The organism is Verticiella sediminum, from assembly GCF_007558815.1.
Classification (GTDB): Bacteria; Pseudomonadota; Gammaproteobacteria; order Burkholderiales; family Burkholderiaceae_B; genus Verticiella; species Verticiella sediminum.
Genome location: NZ_VLTJ01000044.1, coordinates 79,701 through 97,208 on the forward strand (window position 1 = coordinate 79,701; position 17,508 = coordinate 97,208).

15 protein-coding genes are annotated in these 17,508 nt (G+C 68.5%); 10 read left to right on the top strand and 5 right to left on the bottom strand.

All coding sequences use genetic code 11. The annotated features are described in order from the left end of the window. Nucleotides 1-21: 21 nt before the first annotated feature. The 5 genes from FOZ76_RS26780 (at nucleotide 22) to FOZ76_RS26800 (ending at nucleotide 4,728) form a co-directional block, all read left to right on the top strand. On the top strand, nucleotides 22-1,167 hold the full coding sequence (locus FOZ76_RS26780; protein ID WP_143951357.1) for an ABC transporter substrate-binding protein: 1,146 nt from the start codon (nucleotides 22-24) through the stop codon (nucleotides 1,165-1,167). Between the two features lie 115 nt (nucleotides 1,168-1,282). Continuing rightward, complete coding sequence (locus FOZ76_RS26785; protein ID WP_143951358.1) at nucleotides 1,283-2,155, top strand: branched-chain amino acid ABC transporter permease; 873 nt, start codon at nucleotides 1,283-1,285, stop codon at nucleotides 2,153-2,155. 2 nt (nucleotides 2,156-2,157) lie between these two features. Then, nucleotides 2,158-3,237 (top strand): branched-chain amino acid ABC transporter permease, encoded by a 1,080-nt coding sequence (locus tag FOZ76_RS26790; protein WP_143951359.1) that lies wholly within the window; start codon nucleotides 2,158-2,160, stop codon nucleotides 3,235-3,237. After that, entirely contained in the window at nucleotides 3,234-4,037 is an 804-nt protein-coding gene (locus tag FOZ76_RS26795; protein ID WP_246129793.1) for an ABC transporter ATP-binding protein, read from the top strand. Before FOZ76_RS26790 ends, FOZ76_RS26795 begins: the two co-directional genes overlap by 4 nt. After that, a complete protein-coding gene (locus tag FOZ76_RS26800) occupies nucleotides 4,024-4,728 on the top strand; it encodes an ABC transporter ATP-binding protein (protein ID WP_143951360.1) in 705 nt (234 codons plus the stop codon). Before FOZ76_RS26795 ends, FOZ76_RS26800 begins: the two co-directional genes overlap by 14 nt. 20 nt (nucleotides 4,729-4,748) lie before the next feature. On the opposite strand, the gene FOZ76_RS26805 is transcribed toward FOZ76_RS26800, so the two are convergent. Beyond that, on the bottom strand, nucleotides 4,749-5,423 hold the full coding sequence (locus FOZ76_RS26805) for a MarR family winged helix-turn-helix transcriptional regulator (RefSeq protein ID WP_342781893.1): 675 nt from the start codon (nucleotides 5,421-5,423) through the stop codon (nucleotides 4,749-4,751). 320 nt (nucleotides 5,424-5,743) lie between these two features. Here FOZ76_RS26805 and FOZ76_RS26810 point away from each other — a divergent pair, with 320 nt between their 5' ends. The 4 genes from FOZ76_RS26810 to FOZ76_RS26825 all read left to right on the top strand — a co-directional run bounded on the left by FOZ76_RS26810 (nucleotide 5,744) and on the right by FOZ76_RS26825 (nucleotide 11,037). Continuing rightward, nucleotides 5,744-5,938, top strand: a complete 195-nt coding sequence (locus FOZ76_RS26810; RefSeq protein ID WP_143951361.1) for a hypothetical protein — start codon at nucleotides 5,744-5,746, stop codon at nucleotides 5,936-5,938. A 216-nt stretch (nucleotides 5,939-6,154) separates the two neighbouring features. Further along, nucleotides 6,155-7,411, top strand: a complete 1,257-nt coding sequence (locus tag FOZ76_RS26815; RefSeq protein WP_143951362.1) for an HlyD family secretion protein — start codon at nucleotides 6,155-6,157, stop codon at nucleotides 7,409-7,411. 3 nt (nucleotides 7,412-7,414) lie between these two features. Then, entirely contained in the window at nucleotides 7,415-9,559 is a 2,145-nt protein-coding gene (locus tag FOZ76_RS26820; RefSeq protein ID WP_143951363.1) for a peptidase domain-containing ABC transporter, read from the top strand. Then, nucleotides 9,556-11,037 carry a TolC family protein gene (locus tag FOZ76_RS26825; protein WP_143951364.1) on the top strand — a complete coding sequence of 494 codons (1,482 nt, stop codon included), beginning with the start codon at nucleotides 9,556-9,558 and terminating at the stop codon, nucleotides 11,035-11,037. The genes FOZ76_RS26820 and FOZ76_RS26825 overlap by 4 nt, the downstream gene beginning before the upstream one ends. A gap of 36 nt (nucleotides 11,038-11,073) precedes the next feature. On the opposite strand, the gene FOZ76_RS26830 is transcribed toward FOZ76_RS26825, so the two are convergent. Further along, entirely contained in the window at nucleotides 11,074-11,616 is a 543-nt protein-coding gene (locus tag FOZ76_RS26830) for an acyloxyacyl hydrolase (protein ID WP_143951365.1), read from the bottom strand. Nucleotides 11,617-11,874: 258 nt separating this feature from the next. Here FOZ76_RS26830 and FOZ76_RS26835 point away from each other — a divergent pair, with 258 nt between their 5' ends. After that, the gene (locus tag FOZ76_RS26835) at nucleotides 11,875-12,675 is read left to right on the top strand and encodes a spermidine synthase (protein WP_246129794.1); all 801 of its coding nucleotides are present in this window, start codon (nucleotides 11,875-11,877) and stop codon (nucleotides 12,673-12,675) included. A 118-nt stretch (nucleotides 12,676-12,793) separates the two neighbouring features. Here FOZ76_RS26835 and FOZ76_RS26840 read toward each other — a convergent pair whose 3' ends face one another. The 3 genes from FOZ76_RS26840 to FOZ76_RS26850 form a co-directional block, all read right to left on the bottom strand. Further along, nucleotides 12,794-13,765, bottom strand: coding sequence for an ABC transporter substrate-binding protein (locus FOZ76_RS26840; RefSeq protein WP_143951366.1), 972 nt, complete (start codon nucleotides 13,763-13,765; stop codon nucleotides 12,794-12,796). A 20-nt stretch (nucleotides 13,766-13,785) separates the two neighbouring features. Then, nucleotides 13,786-14,757, bottom strand: a complete 972-nt coding sequence (locus tag FOZ76_RS26845; protein WP_143951367.1) for an isopenicillin N synthase family dioxygenase — start codon at nucleotides 14,755-14,757, stop codon at nucleotides 13,786-13,788. Nucleotides 14,758-15,208: 451 nt separating this feature from the next. Next, nucleotides 15,209-17,053 carry a phosphoenolpyruvate carboxykinase (GTP) gene (locus tag FOZ76_RS26850; protein WP_143951368.1) on the bottom strand — a complete coding sequence of 615 codons (1,845 nt, stop codon included), beginning with the start codon at nucleotides 17,051-17,053 and terminating at the stop codon, nucleotides 15,209-15,211. Nucleotides 17,054-17,508 lie beyond the last annotated feature (455 nt).

The window sequence follows — 17,508 nt, forward strand, 5'->3', positions numbered from 1 at the left end:
TCTCCTGAATGGAGCGCCTTCATGAAGAAGACCCGCGTTTTCGCCGCCATCGCCAGCAGCTTCGTGCTCGGCGCCGCCGCCCAGGCAGACACCATCAAGATCGGCGTATCCCAGCCGCTGACGGGCCCGGTGGCCGCCTCGGGCACGTATGTGGCCAACGGCGCCCGCCTGGCCGCCGAGCATCTGAACGCCAACGGCGGTGTGCTCGGCAAGCAGATCGAGCTCGTCGTCGAAGACAACAAGTCCAACCCGCGCGAGGCGGTCAACACCGCCGAGAAGCTGATCCTGCGCGACAAGGTGCCGGTCATGATCGGCGCCTGGGGCTCGACCTTCACGCTGGCCACCATGCCCAAGCTCGAGGAATACGGCGTGCCGATGGTGGTCGAGACGGCCTCCTCCTCGAAGATCACCACCGCGGGCAACCCCTGGGTATTTCGCATCAGTCCGACCTCGAGGATGGAGGCGCAGGCCTTCGCCAAGCAGTTGAGCACCTTCGATCCGCCGATCAAGAAGGTCGACTTCCTGTCGGTGAACAACGACTGGGGGCTGGGCGCCGCCACCGAGTTCAAGGCCATGTTCGAAGCCAACGGCATCGACGTGGGCCGCACCGAGACCGTCTCGCAGGACGCCACCGACCTGTCGGCGCAATTGAATGCGCTGCGCAACACCGGCTCGGATACGCTGATCGTTACCTCCGGCGTGGAGCAGCTCACGCTGGCCATCCGCCAGGCTTCCGAGCAGCGCCTGCCCCAGCGCATCATCACCACCGGCGGCTCGTTTCCCGAGCAGTTGCTCGACAACCCGGGCCCGAAGGGTTACGTCAGCACGCACCTGCTGTTCTTCTCGCCCTGGACGGCGGACAAGGCGCTGCACCCCGAGATCGCCAAGGCCTACATGGAAGGCTGGAAGGCGAAGAACTATCCCTTCCCCGGCCTGACCGAGGGCTTTCGCGGCTATGACGCCGTGCTGACCGTGGCCAAGGCGATCGAGCTGGCCGGCGAGGCCGAGCCCAAGGCGATCCGCGACGCGCTCTGGAAGACCGAAGTCGCCGGCATCAACGGCGACATCGCCTTCGTCAAGGACGGCCCCGAAGGCAAGGAAAGCGGCCAGAACCAGCCGAACGTCTACGTCGTCCAACTGCAGGACGGCAAGGTCACCGCCCAGTAATACCCGCGCGCCGAGTCCGTGGCCGCCGCGCCGGCTGCGGCCCGGCGGCGCGTCCTCGCATTTTTTTTCCGCGAATGCGCGGCCGGCCAGCCCGCATCCCTCCGGAGACACACCCGTGGATCAGTTCCTGCAACACCTCGTCAACGGCATGGTGCTGGGCGGCACGTACGCGCTGCTCGGCATCGGCCTGACGCTGGTCTTCGGCATCATGCGCGTGGTGAACTTCGCTCACGGCGAGTTCTACGCGCTCGGCGCCTACATGGCCTATGCCGCCGTTTCCCTGCTCAACCTGCACTTCTTTGCCGCGCTCCTCTTTGCCGCCGCCATCGGCTTCGTGTTCGGCTGGGCGATCGAGTTCGTGCTGCTGCGCCGCTGCAAGCTCGAGAACATCGACGAAGTCATGCTGATCATGATCGGCGTGATGATCTTCATGCAGAACGCCGAGCTGCTGGTCTGGGGCGGCGTGGCCAAGATCGTCCCCTCGCCCTTCTCGCAGGAACCGCTGGTCCTGGGCAACGTCTCGCTGTCGCCCACGCGCCTGTTCGTGCTGGTCTGCGCCGCCCTGCTGCTGGTGGTGTTCTACCTGATCATCGAGCGCTCGCGCCTGGGCCTGGCGATGCGCGCCACGTTCCAGGACCGCGACGCGGCCAAGATCGTCGGCGTCAACGTCTCGCGCATCTACACCCTCACCTTCGCGCTGGGTTCGGCGCTGGCCGCCATCACCGGCGCGCTGCTGGGGCCCATCTTCGTCGTCAGCCCGACCATGGGCGACCTGGCGAGCCTGAAGGCATTCGCCATCGTGATCCTGGGCGGGCTGGGCAACATCGGCGGCGCCGCGCTCGGCGGCTTCGCCCTGGCGATGATCGAGGAGTTCGGCGCCGGCTACGTCTCGACCGCCTACCGCGACGCACTGGGCTTTCTCGTCATCCTCTTCGTCATGGTCGTGCGCCCGCAAGGGCTGTTCGCGGTCAAGGAACGGGTGGGCTGAACATGAACCGGACCGTCTTTCTGATCTGCGTGGCGGCCTTCGCGGCGCTGCCGCTGGTCTGGCCCGATCCCTACATGCTGTCGGTGGTGTCCGCCGCTGGGATCATGATCGTGGCCGCGATCAGCCTTAACTTGCTGCTCGGCTTCACCGGCCAGCTCAGTCTGGGCCATGCCGCGTTCTTCGGCATCGGCGCCTACACCAGCGCGCTGCTGGCGCTGGGTTTCGACGTCGGCCTGGGCTTCGGGCTGCGCGTCGAGGTCGAGCCCAAGCCCGTCTGGTTCGCCTTCGCCATGGGCATCGTGGTGGCGGGCTTCTTCGGCTGGCTCATCGGCAAGCTGGCGTTTCGCGTGCGCGGCGCCTATTTCGTGATCGTCACGATCAGCTTCGCACAGGTGATGCGCATGGTCGCGCTGAACTGGGTGGACCTCACGGAAGGCCCGATGGCCCTGGTGTCGATCCCGCCGCTCACGGTGTGGCTGCCGGGCGAAGGCGTGGTACCCATCGTCAGCAAGGCCGCGACCTACTGGCTGGTGCTGGCGGTGGGCGTGCTCGCCTATGTCCTGGTGGCGCGCCTGGTGCACAGCCGCATCGGGCGCGCGGTGATCGCGCTGCGCGAGAACGAGACGCTCGCCAAGTCGATCGGCATCCCGGTCACCTACTACCTGGTGATCGCCTCGGTGGTCTCGGCCGGCATCGCCGGCGCCGCCGGGGGCCTGTACGCCCACACGGTGCGCATCATCGACCCCGACGTGTTCCTCTTCATCTACACCATCACGATGGTCATCATGGTGATCTCCGGCGGCAAGGGCACGCTTGCCGGGCCGGTGGTCGGCGGCATCATCTTCGGGCTGCTGCCCGAGGTGCTGCGCGGCACCGTCGCGCCCGAGGTGCAGTGGATGCTGTATGGCGCGCTGATGGTGGCGCTGCTGCTGTTCCTGCCCAGGGGCATCGTGCCGGCATGCGCCGGTCTCGCGCGCCGCCTGCGCCCCCGCCGTCCGGGCCCCGGGCAGCCGGCAGCCGGACGCGCGGCCGGCGTCCCACCACCGGCCGGCAAGCCGGCCACCCGAGGAGCCGGATCGTGAGCGCACTGCCCAAGAACGCCGACGCCCCCGTCCTGGAGCTGTCCGGCATCACCATGCGCATCTCCGGGCTGGTCGCGCTGAACGACGTGAGCTTCAGCGTGCAGCCCGGGCACATCGTCAGCCTGATCGGCCCCAACGGCGCGGGCAAGACCACGGCCTTCAACGTGATCTCCGGCTACATGCGCCCCACCGCCGGCAGCGTGGCGCTGTTCGGCGAGAACATCGTGGGCCTGCCGCCGCACCGCATCGCCGCGCGCGGGCTGGTGCGCAGCTTCCAGCGCACCAGCGTGTTCAACCAGAGCACAGTGTTCGACAACGTGCTCACCGCCTTGCACATGCAGGGCAAGGCCGGCCTGTGGCAATCGATGCTGCGCCTGCCGGGATTCCTGCGCGAAGAACGTTCGCTGCGCGAGGAGGCCGCGCAGATGCTCGACTTTCTCGGCCTCGCGCACCGGGCGAACGACCTGGCCAGCAACCTCGCATATGGCGAACAGCGCCTGCTGGGGGTGGGCATCGCGCTCGCCGCCAAGCCCCGGCTGCTGCTGCTGGACGAACCGGCGGCCGGCCTGAATCCGTCCGAGACGCAGGCGTTCAAGGACATGATCCGGCGCATCGGCGACAGCGGCATCACGGTGCTGCTGGTCGAACACGACATGCACATGGTGATGTCGATCTCCGACGACATCGTCGTGCTCAACCAGGGCCTGCGGATCGCCGCCGGCAAGCCGCAGGACATCCAGCAGAACCCGGAAGTCATCCGCGCCTACCTCGGATCAGGATTGAAACGTGCTCAAGATTGAAGACATCGTCGTGCGCTACGGCACTACCGTGGCGGTGGATCGCGTTTGCCTGCACGTGGAGGAAGGCGAGTTCGTCACGCTGATCGGCTCGAACGGCGCCGGCAAGTCGAGTACCCTGCGCGCGATCAGCGGGCTCGAGCCGCTGGCCGGCGGCAGGATCAGCTTCGAGGGCCACCCCATCGGCGCGGCGCGGCCGCAGGACATCATCGATCTGGGGATCGCCCACTGCCCGGAGGGACGCCGCGTGTTCCCCCACCTCACGGTGCGCGAGAACCTGGAAATGGGCGCCTACCGGCGCACCGACCGCCAGCGCGTGAAGGACGACATCGAGCGCATGTTCGACCGGTTCCCGCGCCTGCGCGAGCGCATGCAGCAGCCGGCCGGCACGCTCTCGGGCGGCGAACAGCAGATGCTCGCCATCGCGCGCGCCCTGATGTCGCGTCCGCGCCTGGTCATGTTCGACGAACCCTCGCTGGGCCTGGCGCCCAACTTCGTCGAGCAGGTGTTCCAGTTGGTGGTCGATATCCGCGCCGGCGGCACCACGGTGCTCATGGTCGAACAGAACGCGTATGCGGCGCTGGAACTGTGCGATCGCTCCTATCTGCTGGAGACCGGCCGGGTGGTCTATGCCGGCACCGCCGAGCAGATGCTCGCCAACCCCGATATCCGCAAGGCGTATCTGGGCGGCTGAGCCGCGGGCCGTGCGGTGCGCTAGAGCCTGAACTGGACCGCGCCCGCGTCGTTGTTGGCCTCGACCAGGCGAATCAGCTTGAGCATGACCTCGTCGCGCTCGGCGGGCGGCAGCGGCTCCAGCGTGCGGTCGTGCGCGCGCTGCACCGCCGGCGCCATCTTCTTGACCAGGCTGCGGCCGGCGCGCGCCAGCTTGACCAGCCGCACGCGGCGGTCGTGGGGGTCGGCGCGCCGCGTGACCAGCCCGCGCGCGTGCAGCCGCGTCAGCACCTCGGCCACGGTCGTGCGCTCGAGCCCCACCTCGCGCGCGATCGAGATCTGGTCCATCTCGCCGCGGCGCGCCAGCGCGGTCATCAGACTGTACTGGACCGGCGTGATGCCGAACTCCTGGGTTTCCTCCAGGAACAGCGCGGTGTGGATCTGATGCAGACGGCGGATCAGAAAGCCCGGCCGCACCAGCAGGGGCGAGCGGCTGCGGGCCTGCTCCAGTTGCCCGGCCGATGCCGATGCGGCGCCGGGCTCGGCTTCAGGCAGGCTGGCCGGGGCGAGGGCAGAGGCAGGCGCACCTGCGTGAGACGGGAGAGCTTGGGGGGCGGGATCGGCAGGCAACATGGACGGCGAGCGCTTCGGATGTGGCGGGAAGGCGGTCTTGCCGCGCCAGCCCGGGGCTGGTGCGGACGTGGCGACGGCGCTCATGGCGCGTGTGCCGACGCCAATTATGAGGTATGCCACGCATCAAGGCAAAAACTGCATCCGCCCCCATGGCGGCAATGGACGCCGCGCACCAGCGCCGAATTATTGCAAAAAAAAGTTTCCCGGAGCGCGCCCGCCACATGCGCAGAAAATCGGGGTGAAATTAAGTCGTATTCTGACGCCAAACTGACAATCAGGTTACATAAGCAAGATATCACTTACGTATCGTCGTGATTTTCTCGAGGCGAAGAATAAAAATCCCGCAGCGCGCTCGCGGGCCATGCCCGGAGATCGGCGTGCCGTCCCTTTTCTGGAGAGTTTCCATGCAAGAGTTGACCCTGCAAGAAATCAATGAAGTGTCCGGCGGTGGCCTCGGCTGGGGCGCGGTGCCCGGCGCCGTGCCTCCCGGCAGCTTCGGCAACGGCATCACGTACTCCAATTCGTTCTCCAACGGCTGGAGTCTGAACGCCGGCTTCAACAAGACCAGCGGCGGTTTCACCCTGACCTACGCATGGTGAGCGCGGACAGCCCGATCGCGCCGGGGCTGACGCCGCTCACCCCGGAAGAAACGCAAGCCGTTGCCGGCGGGGTCACCGCCGGTCCCGACGGCCAGGGCTGCACCGAGCCGCGGCGCGCGCAGAACGCGCAATAGCGCCGGCGCCCGCTGCGGCCCGGCCGGCCGAGCGCCCCGCATCGCGGGGCGCTTTTCCTTTGCCCGCGCACCGCCCACCCGCATGACACTGTTCCGCAAAGAAGCGCTCGCCGGCAGGCAGAACCGGTGGCTGGGCGAAATCGTCCTGGTGCGGCCGCTGCCGTTGACGCTGCTCACCGGCGTGGCCGTCGCCTTCGCGCTCGCGCTGCTCGCCTTGCTGATCTGGGGCAGCTATACCAAGCGCACCACGGTGAGCGGCATGCTGGTGCCCCATGGCGGCCTGGTCAAGCTCTACGCGCCCGAGCCGGCCACCGTCCTGGAACGGCACGTCGCGGAAGGCCAAGCCGTCAGGCGGGGCGACACCCTGTTCGTGCTGTCCGGCGAGCGGCGCAGCGCCATGCTCGGCGAGACCCATGCCGCCATCGTGCGCCAGGTCGAGCAGCGCCAGGCCAGCCTGCGCAGCGAAATCGCGCAGACGCGGCGGTTGCACACGCAGGAAACCGCCGGGCTGCAGGCACGGCTGCGCACGATGGAACAGGAGGCCGCGCGCCTGGACGACCAGTTGGCCCTGCAGCGCGACCGCGTGGCGCTGGCTCGCACGACCGTCGCCCGCTACGAAGCGCTGATGCGCCAGGACTACATCGCGCGCGAGCAGTTGCAGCAGAAACAGGAAGAACTCCTCGACGTCCAGGCGGGGCAGCGAGCGTTGCAGCGCGAACGCCTGTCGCTGGGACGCGAAATCGACGCGCACCGCACCGAACTGGACGGCCTGGCCGCCCGGCACGACAACCAGATCGCTCAGCTCGATCGGTCCCTGGCGGCGCTGGACCAGGAACGCCTGGAGACCGAGGCGCGGCGCAGCCTGGTCCTGGCCGCGCCGCGCGATGGCCAAGCGACCGCGGTGCTGGCCGAGGCCGGACAGACCGTGGGCAGCGAGCGGCCTCTGCTGAGCATCGTGCCGCAGGACGCGCCGCTGCACGCCGAACTGTACGCGCCCAGCCGGGCGATCGGCTTCGTGCGCACGGGCGACCCGGTGCGCCTGCGCTTTGCCGCCTACCCCTACCAGAAATTCGGCCACCAGACGGGCGTGGTGCAGTCCGTGGCGCTCACCGCCCTGCCCCGGGACGAATGGGACGCCGTGCGCAGCAGCACCGGCGCGGCCGGCAACGAGCCGCTGTATCGCATCATCGTCAGTCTCGCACGGCAGAGCATGCCGGCCTACGGCGCCGAGCATGCGCTGCAGGCCGGCATGACGCTCGAAGCCGACATCCTGCACGAGAACCTCAAGCTGTACGAATGGGTGCTCGAGCCGCTGCGCACACTCTCCGGGAAGCTCTGACCGATGGATCACCGCCTTTCGTTCGGCCTGGGCCGCAAGCTGCCGCTGGTCCTGCAGGCCGAGGCCGCCGAATGCGGCCTGGCCTGCCTGGCCATGATCGCCGGATATCACGGCCATCACACCGACCTCATGACCCTGCGCCGGCGCTTCGCGCTGTCGCTCAAGGGGGCCACGCTGGCGCACCTGATCCAGGTCGCAGGCGGCCTGGGGCTGGCCAGCCGGCCGCTCAAGCTCGATCTGGAGCACCTGGACCAGTTGCGCCTGCCCTGCCTCCTGCACTGGGACTTCAATCACTTCGTGGTGCTCAAGGAAGTCGGGCCGCGCTCAGTGGTCATACACGATCCCGCCTCGGGCATCCGCACCTGCTCCCTGGCCGAAGTCTCCCGCTCTTTCACCGGCGTCGCGCTGGAACTGTGGCCCGGCCCGGAGTTCAGGCGCGAAGAGAACCGGCAGCGCATGCGGCTGCGCCAGTTGATGGGGCGCGCGCACGGCCTGCTGCGTTCGCTCGGCCAGGTCCTGCTGCTCGCGCTGGCGCTGGAAATCTTCACGATCGTCAGCCCGTTCTTCCTGCAGTGGGTCATCGACAATGTGCTGGTATCGGGCGACCGCGACCTGCTCACCACGCTGGCCATCGGCTTCGGCCTGCTCATGCTGATGCAGCAGGCGGTGAGCTTCGTGCGCGGCTGGGCGCTCATGTATCTGGGCACCAGCCTGAGCATGCAGTGGCGCATCAACGTGTTCTCGCACCTGCTGCGCCTGCCGGTCGCCTACTTCGAAAAGCGCCACCTGGGCGACGTCGTCTCGCGCTTCGGCTCGGTCGACACCATCCAGCGCACGCTGACCACCTCCTTCCTGGAGGCCCTGCTGGACGGCGTGATGGTGCTCGCCACGCTGCTGCTGATGTTCCTCTACAGCAGCCTGCTGGCCTGGATCGCGGTGGCCGCCATGGCGCTCTACGCGCTGGCGCGCTGGGTCTGGTACGCGCCCATGCGTCATGCCACCGAGGAACACATCGTGCACGCGGCCAGGCAACAGACGCACTTTCTGGAGACCGTGCGCGGAATCAAGACGGTCAAGCTCTTCATGCGCCAGGAGGAGCGGCGCGCGAGCTGGATCGCCCTGCTGGTCGATCAGCTCAACGCCGATCTGCGCACGCAGAAGATGACGCTGCTCTATCGCGCCGTGAACGGGCTCGCAGTCGGTATCGAGAACATCCTGATCATCTGGCTGGGCGCTCGCCTGGTCCTCGAAGGCAACTTCACGGTAGGCATGCTGATGGCCTTCGTGGCCTACAAGACCCAGTTCTCGACGCGCACCGCGGCCCTCGTCGACAAGCTCGTCGAAGTCAAGATGCTGCAACTGCAGGGCGAGCGTCTGGCCGACATCGTCTTTACCGCCCCCGAGGAAACCGCCGCCGCCGAGCCGCCGGCCGAGCACGGGCCGCCGCCCAGCCTGGAAGTGCGCAACCTGCGCTTTCGCTACAGCGAACAGGAACCGTGGATCCTCGACGGCGTGTCCTTCAGGATAGAGCCGGGCCAGTCCGTGGCCATCGCCGGCCCCTCGGGGGGCGGCAAGACGACGCTGCTCAACGTGCTGCTGGGCGTCCTGCCGCCGACGGAGGGCGAAGTGCTGCTGGACGGACACGACGTGCGGCGCCTGGGCCTGGACGCCCTGCGCCGGATCACCGGCACCGTGCTGCAGGACGACGTCCTTTTCGCCGGCTCGATCGGCGAGAACATCAGCTTCTTCGACGCCGCCCCCGACCGCGCACGCATCGAGACCTGCGCGCGGCTGGCCGCGGTCCACGCGGACATCGCAGCGATGCCGATGGGCTACAACACCCTGGTCGGCGACATGGGCACGGTGCTCTCGGGCGGCCAGAAGCAGCGCATCCTGCTTGCCCGGGCGCTGTACAAGCAGCCGCGCCTGCTCTTCCTGGACGAGGCCACCAGCCACCTGGACCTGGCCCGCGAGGCCCAGGTCAACGCCGCCGTCGGCGGGCTGGACATGACCTGCATCATCGTCGCGCACCGGCCCGAGACCATCCGTTCGGCGCAGCGCGTGCTGGTCCTGGTCGACGGCCGCATCCGGCACGAGCAAGACGGCGCCGGCATGACTCCGGCGCCTGCCGCGAAGGCCGTGCCGTGAACCCGGCGCGCGTGGCCCGCGCCGGCACACCCGCGTCCGCCCGCGCGCGCGCGGCGCTCCTGCGAGCCGCGGGCACGGCGCTGCTCGGTCTGGCCCTGCCGGGCGCGGCGCTCGCTGGCTGGCTCGACGACCCATTGGACGCGATGCCGCCGGTACTCGCCGAGGCGCGCATGGAGCCGGCGGCCGCCGGCAGCCCGGCATGCGATGACGCGGCCGCCCTGCCCCGGCCGCTCACGCTCGCCGATGCCGTGCAGAGGGCCCTCTGCCAGCACCCCCGCACCCGCCAGGCGTGGGCCTGGATCGCCCGCGAAGCCGCAGCGGTGGGCGTGGCGCGCAGCGCCTACCTGCCCACCCTGGACGCCACCGCCTCGGTCGCCCACGCGGAACAGACCGTGCGCTATCCGGACCTGCCGGGCCTGAGTTCGGAACTGCGCGCGCGCAGCACCCAGGCCGGACTGCAGCTCAACTGGGTCCTCTACGACTTCGGACTGCGCGCGGCCCATCTCGAACGCGCGCGACAAATACTCAATGCAGCGAGCGCCGCACGCAGCCGCGACGTCCAGGCGGTGTTCCTGGAGACCGCCGAGGCCTACCGCGAGCTGCAGGCCGCGCGGGCCCTGGCGCAGGCCCGCCGCGACGCGCTCGCTATTGCGCAGCAGAGTCTGGACGCCGCCGAGGGACGGCACGCCGGCGGCGTGGGCTCGCTGTCCGACCGCCTGCTGGCCGAGACCTCTTACGGCGAAACCCGGCTGCGGCTGGCCGAGGCCGAAGGCGAAGAACGCCGGCTGTCGGGCCGGCTCGCCAGCCTGCTCGCGCTGGCCGCCTGGCAGCCGCTGGAACTCAGCCCGCTGCAGCAGGAGGCGCCGCCGGGCTCCGGCTTCGATCAGGCCGTCGATAGCCTGATCGGGGAGGCGATGCGCACGCATCCCGAGGTGCGCGAGGCGCAGGCGCAACTGCTCGCCGCGCAGGCCGAGGCCCGGGCCGCGCGCGCCGAAGGCCGTCCGCGCATCTCGCTGTTCGCCACCGCCGATCGCCAGGACACGCCCATAGAGCGGGTCTCCAGCCGCCAGGTCATTCGTAACCAGGTCGTCGGGCTGCAGGTGAGCATCCCGCTGTTCGAAGGCTTCGCCGGCGGATACCGGGCGCGCGGCGCGCAGGCCGAGATCGAGGCGCGCGAAGCCGCGCTGGCCCAGGCCGAGCAGGACGTGGCCATGAACGTGTGGGACAGCTACCAGGCGATGCGCATGGAAACCGACCGCCTGGAAGCCAGCCAAATGCTGGCAGAAATCGCCGGGCGCTCCCACGAGGTCGCGGAGGGCCGGTACAAGGCCGGTGTCGGCAGCATGCTGGAACTGCTCGCCGCGCAGAACAGCCTGCTCGAAGCGCGCCAGGCGCAGGTATCGGCGCTGGCACGCTGGCACACCGCGCGGCTGCGGCTGGGCGCGCACCTGGCCAGGCTCGGCACGACGCCGCCCTGAGCGCAGAGGGTCGCCGGGCTTGCGCCCGGCGCGGGTTCAGAAACGCATGGTGAGCCCGGCCTGCCAGGAGTTCAGACCCGGGTTGGGATGCTTGATGCCGGCGTTGGAGAAGTGCGAAAGGCGCACACCCAAGCGCATCTGGTCGGTGAGCTGGTAGCCCACGCCGAGGTGGTCGCCGAACTGGAAGGCCGTGCTCAGGTTGTCGTCGCCCAGAGTGGTGTGGTTGAAGGCCGTGGCGCCGACGCCCGCTTCCACGAACAAGCGCGGCGTGAGCCACCACTGGAACATCGGGATGGCGCTGAACTGCCAGAGCTTGTCGCGGCCCGGCCCATCGTAGTTGCGCACGTGCCAGTACGACACGCCGAACTCGCCGACCAGATCGATGCGCGTGCCGCCGATCGGATAGGACCAGACCGGCGCCGTCTCGTAGTTGACCGTGGCGCGGTGCAACGATCCGTCCATGCCGTACTGCAGGCTCCAGGCACCGGTGCTGGCGGGCCCGGAGGCGGGTTGGGCGAGCGCAGGGGCGCACGCGGACAGCGTGGCCACGATGATGGAGGCACGAAACATCGATAACATGTAAAGACTCCGAAAGGGCGCTGATGATGAAACCGATCGCTGCCCACGCCCAGACCGCGACCTTGGTCCACAATAGCCGACACCGTCACGGCGCCGGGCCGCACAATGGCAATCCCCTCTCACGAGCGCGGCGCCGTCCGCCTGCCTACAATGTGCAGCATGAAACCGATTCCTCGACCCCTGCGCACACTGGCTTTGTGGGCATGTAGTTTAGCCGTAACGCTGCTGCCGGCGCCGCCCGGCGTCCAGGCGGCCGACGTGATCCACGTCGAACCTTCGGCGTTCTCGCCCATCGTGGTCTATGAAGAGAACGGCGAACGCTGCATGACCTTCGGCAGCGTGCGCGCCGCCGGACGCCAGACCTGCGTGGACATCGACGCTCCCTCGCGCATGGTGTTCGCCTACACGCGCATGATGATGAGCGCGCTCTTCATCGAACCCGCCCCCGCGCGCGTGCTCATCGTCGGCCTGGGCGGCGGCACCCTGCCCCGCGCCCTGGCCGAGACGCTGCCCGACGCCGCCATCGACACCGTGGAGATCGACCCGGCCGTGTTGAACGTGGCCCGGGCGCAGTTCGGCTATGCCACCGACGAGCGCCAGCGCGTGTTCATCGAGGATGGGCGCAAGTACGTGCAGGACGCCGCACGGCGCGGCGAACGCTACGATCTGGTCGTGCTCGACGCCTTCGACGTGAACTACATCCCGCCGCACCTGCTCACCCGCGAATTCCTCGAAGAAGTGCGCGGGCTGCTCACGCCGGGCGGCGTGCTCGCCGCCAACACGTTCACCGCCAGCCGGCTCTACCAGCAGGAATCGGCCACCTATGCCGCCGTGTTCGGCGGCTTCTTCAACCTGCGCAGCAACAACCGGGTGATCCTGGCGGTGAACGGCGAGCTGCCCGACGACGCCACCCTGCGCGCGAACGCCGAACGTCTGGCGCCGCGGCTGGCCCGGTACGGCGTGGACATCGAGGCGCAACTGCGCATGTTCTCGCGCGCGCAGGACTGGCCCACCGGGGCGCGCGTGCTCACGGACTCCGCCCCGATCGCGCAGCCTTAGGGGCGTGCGCATCCCGCGCCGTGGCCGGCGGCCCCGGCAGCGCGGTGGCGTGGGATGGAGGCGGTAGCCGGAACGCGTCGGCGCCCCGGGGCAAGTGGGCAGGTGTCCGCTCAGGCCGTCATGGCAGGACCTTGAGATCCTTCACGAACTCGGTGGTGTAGGTCTGCTCCAGCTTCACCTTGGCCGGGTCCAGCAGCTTGGCGTCGACGAGGAAGTCGTAGCTGGCCTTGGCCCGCGCATCGGTGATCACGCCGATGCCGAGCTCGGCCGCGTCGCCGCCCGTGACCACGCCCATCTCCTTGAGCTTGGCGATGCCGTAGGCGAGCTGCTCGTCGCTCATGTTGGGGTTGTCTTTCTTGATCAGGGCGTTGCCGGGCGCGGGGTCGGCGAAGTAGCTTTTCCAGCCTTCGGCGGTGGCCCTGACGAAGGCCGCCACCTGCCCGGGCCGCGCCTTCAGGGTCTTGTCCAGGCACGTGACGGTGGTCGAGTACGCCGGGAAGCCCTGGTCGGCCAGCAGCATTACCGTGCTCTTGACGCCGACCTTCTGGATGGCGAAGGGCTCCGAGGTCAGGTAGCCTTGCTGCGCGGCGTTGCGGTCGCTCAGGAAGGGCTGGATGTTGAAGGTGTAGGGCCGCACTTGCTCGTCGCCCAGGCCGTACTTGAGCTTGAGCCAGGGCCAGAAGCTGCGGCTGGACTGGGCCGCCAGCAGCAGGGTCTTGCCCTTGAGGTCTTCCAGCCGCTTGACGTCCTCGTGCGCGATGATCACGGACGGGTCCTTCTGAAAGAAGGCCGCGACGTTGACCACCGGCAGCCCGCCTTCGCGCATCTGCATCATCTGGATGTCGCTGGAGCCCATGATGCAGTCGGCCTGGCCGGCCGCCATGATCTGGGCCGCGTTGACCTGGGGGCCGCCCATGCGCATGGTGACGTCCAGCCCGTGCTTCTCGTAGAGTCCCTGGGCCAGGGCTTGATAGAAGCCGCCTTGCTCGGCCTGCGCATACCAGTTGGTCATGAAGACGAAGCTGTCGTTGGCCAGGGCGGGGGCCGAGAGGGCCAGGCCCAGCATCAGGGCGCTGAATCTTGCTTTCATGGCGAGGTTTTCCCTTTTTCTCAAACAGCCTTGGCGGCCGTGCCATACGTGGTCCGGTACATCTGGAGCAAGTGTTCGCCGGCGGTGCAGGGCGCGAAGCGCGGCTGCTCGCCGGGCGGCACGGTGCCGGGCACGGCCTCGATGCGCGCGAGGTAGTCCAGGTCGTAGAAGAAGGGGATGGAATAGCGCGGCATGCCCCGCGAGTGCACGTTGCGCACGCGGTGCGGGTTGGAGTGGTACAGCCCGTTGGTCCAGCGCGGGATCATGTCGCCCAGATTGACGACGAAGCAGCCCTCGATGGGCGTGGCGGGCACCCAGTCGCCCTCAGGCGTCTGCACCTCCAGGCCACCATACGCGTCCTGCGCCAGCACGGTGATGGCGCCCCAGTCGGTGTGCGCGCCGGCGCCGAAGGTGCGCTCGTCGGCGCCCTCGGGGTGAGCAGGGTAGCGGATCATGCGCAGCGTGACCATCGGGCTGTGGCCGGTGTGCTCGAAGTAGTTCTCGGGCAGGCCCAGGGACAGCGCCATCAGCTCCATCAAGCGGCGCGTCAGGCCCAGCATGCGCTGGATGTAGGCGTTGCACTGCGCCGGCAGCTCCGGCATTTCGGCGGGCCACTGGTTGTGGCCGTAGAAGTGGTAGCCGGCCCGTACGTAGGGGTGGTCGTCCGGGTAGTCCATGCCGCACTGGAAGCTTTCCTTCACGTCGGGCCGGGCGCTGGCATCCAGCGTCTGGGAGCCCTCGATCTCGAAGCCGCGCATGCCGGGCGAGGCGTACACGTTCAGAGCCTGTCTGGTGGACAAGGGCAAGGCCATGACCTGGCGGGCCAGATCGAACTGCCGGGCGACGACTTCCGGCGGCACGCCGTGGTTGCGCACGTAAAAGAAGCCTGAAGCCATGCTGGCCGCGCGGATGGCCTGCGCCACCTCCACGCTGCAGGGCGCGCCTGGCTGCAGCGCATCGGCCAGGTTGATGATCGGTATCGGATTGGACATGAATGCACCTCGTGGACGGTCAACCAACATTGCCGGTCGCGGAGGTGCCTGAGGCCACCCGCGCCAACGCGTCGATGCGCGACAGAGGTGTGCCGGAGAGTACAAGCGAGGTGCCGGTGAGGCATGGCGAACTCTCATGGCGCACCAAATGCGCACATCAGAGCAATTTCCGAACGCCGGGATGCACGATGCTTGGGCTAACGCGGGCCACGGCGGTGAACGCTTCTACTCTGCTGAGCCAGATGCACGATCTGTGCCAAAAACAGGACGGGTGGGTGGCCCAGCAGCGTGAACACAAATCCCCACTCAGCGTACCGCTTCGTGGGGATCGGGCTGCCCCTCTCATTAAAGCCCGCGGCGAGGCCGCAGGGCGCTTCGGGGCTTCGGCGCGACGTGCCTGGCGGGCAACGTCCGCACGGCAGGGCGAGGCATGCCCCTCGCCCGCGCCGCCTCAGGCGGCCAGACGCTGGGCCAGGCGCTCGCGCACCTCGCGCAGCTCGACCGGAAGCCGCTCGTGCAGCTTCTCGAACAGTTCGTCGTGCAGTGCAAGCTCCTGCGCCCACAGCGCCGCTTCGACGCGCGTGATGCGCTCGAACAGCGGCTGCGGAAAGTCCAGGCCGTTCCAGGCCAGGTCCTCGTAGCCCGGCGTGATGCCGAAGGCGTGCTCGACGCCGTCGGCCTTGCCGTCCAGGCGCTCGAACATCCACTTCAGCACACGCATGTTCTCGCCGAAGCCCGGCCAGACGAACTTGCCGTTCTCGTCGACCTGGAACCAGTTCACGCAATAGATGCGCGGCAGCCTGGCGCCCAGCGACTGCAGGCGCGCGCCCAGCTCGAGCCAGTGCGCGAAGTAGTCGCTCATGTTGTAGCCGCAGAAGGGCAGCATGGCGAAGGGGTCGCGGCGCACCACGCCCTGGGCGCCGACGGCCGCGGCGGTGGTCTCCGAGCCCATGGTGGCGGCCATGTAGACGCCCTCGACCCAGTCGCGGGCCTCGGTGACGAGCGGCACGGTGTTGGAACGGCGCCCGCCGAAGATGAAGGCGTCGATGGGCACGCCGGCGGGATCGTCCCAGGCATCGTCGATGGCCGGGTTCTGCACGGCCGCGACGGTGAAGCGCGCATTCGGGTGCGCCGCCTTGCGACCGCTGTCCGGGGTCCAGTCCTTGCCTTGCCAATCCAGGCAGTGCGCCGGCGCGGGGCCCATGCCTTCCCACCACACGTCGCCGTCGTCGGTGAGCGCAACGTTGGTGAAGATCACGTTCTCGCGCAGCGAGGCCATGCAGTTGTAGTTGGTCTTTTCGCTGGTGCCCGGGGCGACGCCGAAGTAGCCGGCTTCCGGGTTGATCGCGTAGAGGCGGCCATCCTTGCCCGGCTTGATCCAGGCGATGTCGTCGCCCACGGTGGTGATCTTCCAGCCCGGCAGCGAGGCCGGCGGGATCAGCATGGCGAAGTTGGTCTTGCCGCAGGCCGAGGGGAAGGCGGCGGCGACGTGCTTCTTCTCGCCCTCGGGCGAGGTGACGCCCAGGATGAGCATGTGCTCGGCGAGCCAGCCTTCGTCGTGGCCCATGCTGGAGGCGATGCGCAGCGCCAGGCACTTCTTGCCGAGCAGCGCGTTGCCGCCGTAGCCCGAACCGAACGACCAGATCTCGCGCGTCTCGGGGTAGTGCACGATGTACTTGGTGTCGTTGCAGGGCCAGGCCACGTCGGCCTCGCCGGGCGCGAGCGGCTTGCCCACGGAATGCACGCAGGGCACGAAGGCGCCGTCGGCGCCCAGCACGTCGTACACCTTGCGGCCCATGCGGGTCATGATCCGCATGTTGGTGACCACGTAGGGAGAGTCGGTGAGCTCCACGCCGATGTGCGCGATGGGCGAGCCGAGCGGGCCCATCGAGAACGGCACCACGTAGAGCGTGCGTCCGCGCATGCAGCCGGCGAACAGGCCTTGCAGCGTGCGCCGCATCTCGGCGGGCGCCATCCAGTTGTTGGTCGGGCCGGCGTCCTCGGCGGACTCGCTGCAGATGAAGGTGCGGTCTTCGACGCGCGCGACATCCGAGGGGTCGGACCAGGCGAGGTAGGAGTGCGGGCGCTTCTCCGGGCTCAGGCGGCGCAGCGTGCCGGCCTTCACCATCATGTCGCACAGGCGGTCGTATTCTGCCTGGCTACCGTCGCACCATTCGATGCGCTCGGGCTGGGCCAGGGCGGCGATTTCGGCCACCCAGGCCTTGATGCCCGAGTGCTTGACCCAATCCGGCGCATTGAGCGGAATCGAGGTCTCTGCGCTGACTGCAGCATTCATGAACGAAAGCTCTCCGTGTTGTGCGCGGGGTCGCGGCGCCGAAGAGGCCCGCACCGGGCGGCGCGGCGGGCCAAGCATGGCCCGGAGCAGTCGCCCCGCTGTCGTGACGATGTGGGGCGCCCATTGTAAGCGTCTTGTCATGAAGGACGACAACGGGGAATCCCGCAGACCGGGGGTTTTGCCCGGGATGCAGGCGGCTGGCCGGGCGCTTTTTCTCTCCGCCAGCCCCCCTGCCTGACGGCATCCACTGCATTTGGTATACCAAATTGCGATATTTTCGTCGTTTGAGAGAGGGCAGATCCGGACGCCACAGTGCACGCTCGGTGTGCATTGCGGATTGACGCAGGCACTGCATCGGTGCAGACTTTGCCCCATTCTCCCACTGACGGCCGGTACAGAGTGGTGTCGGTCCTTCGATCGCCTGGACCGGACAGCGCGGGAGCAAATTGGCACAT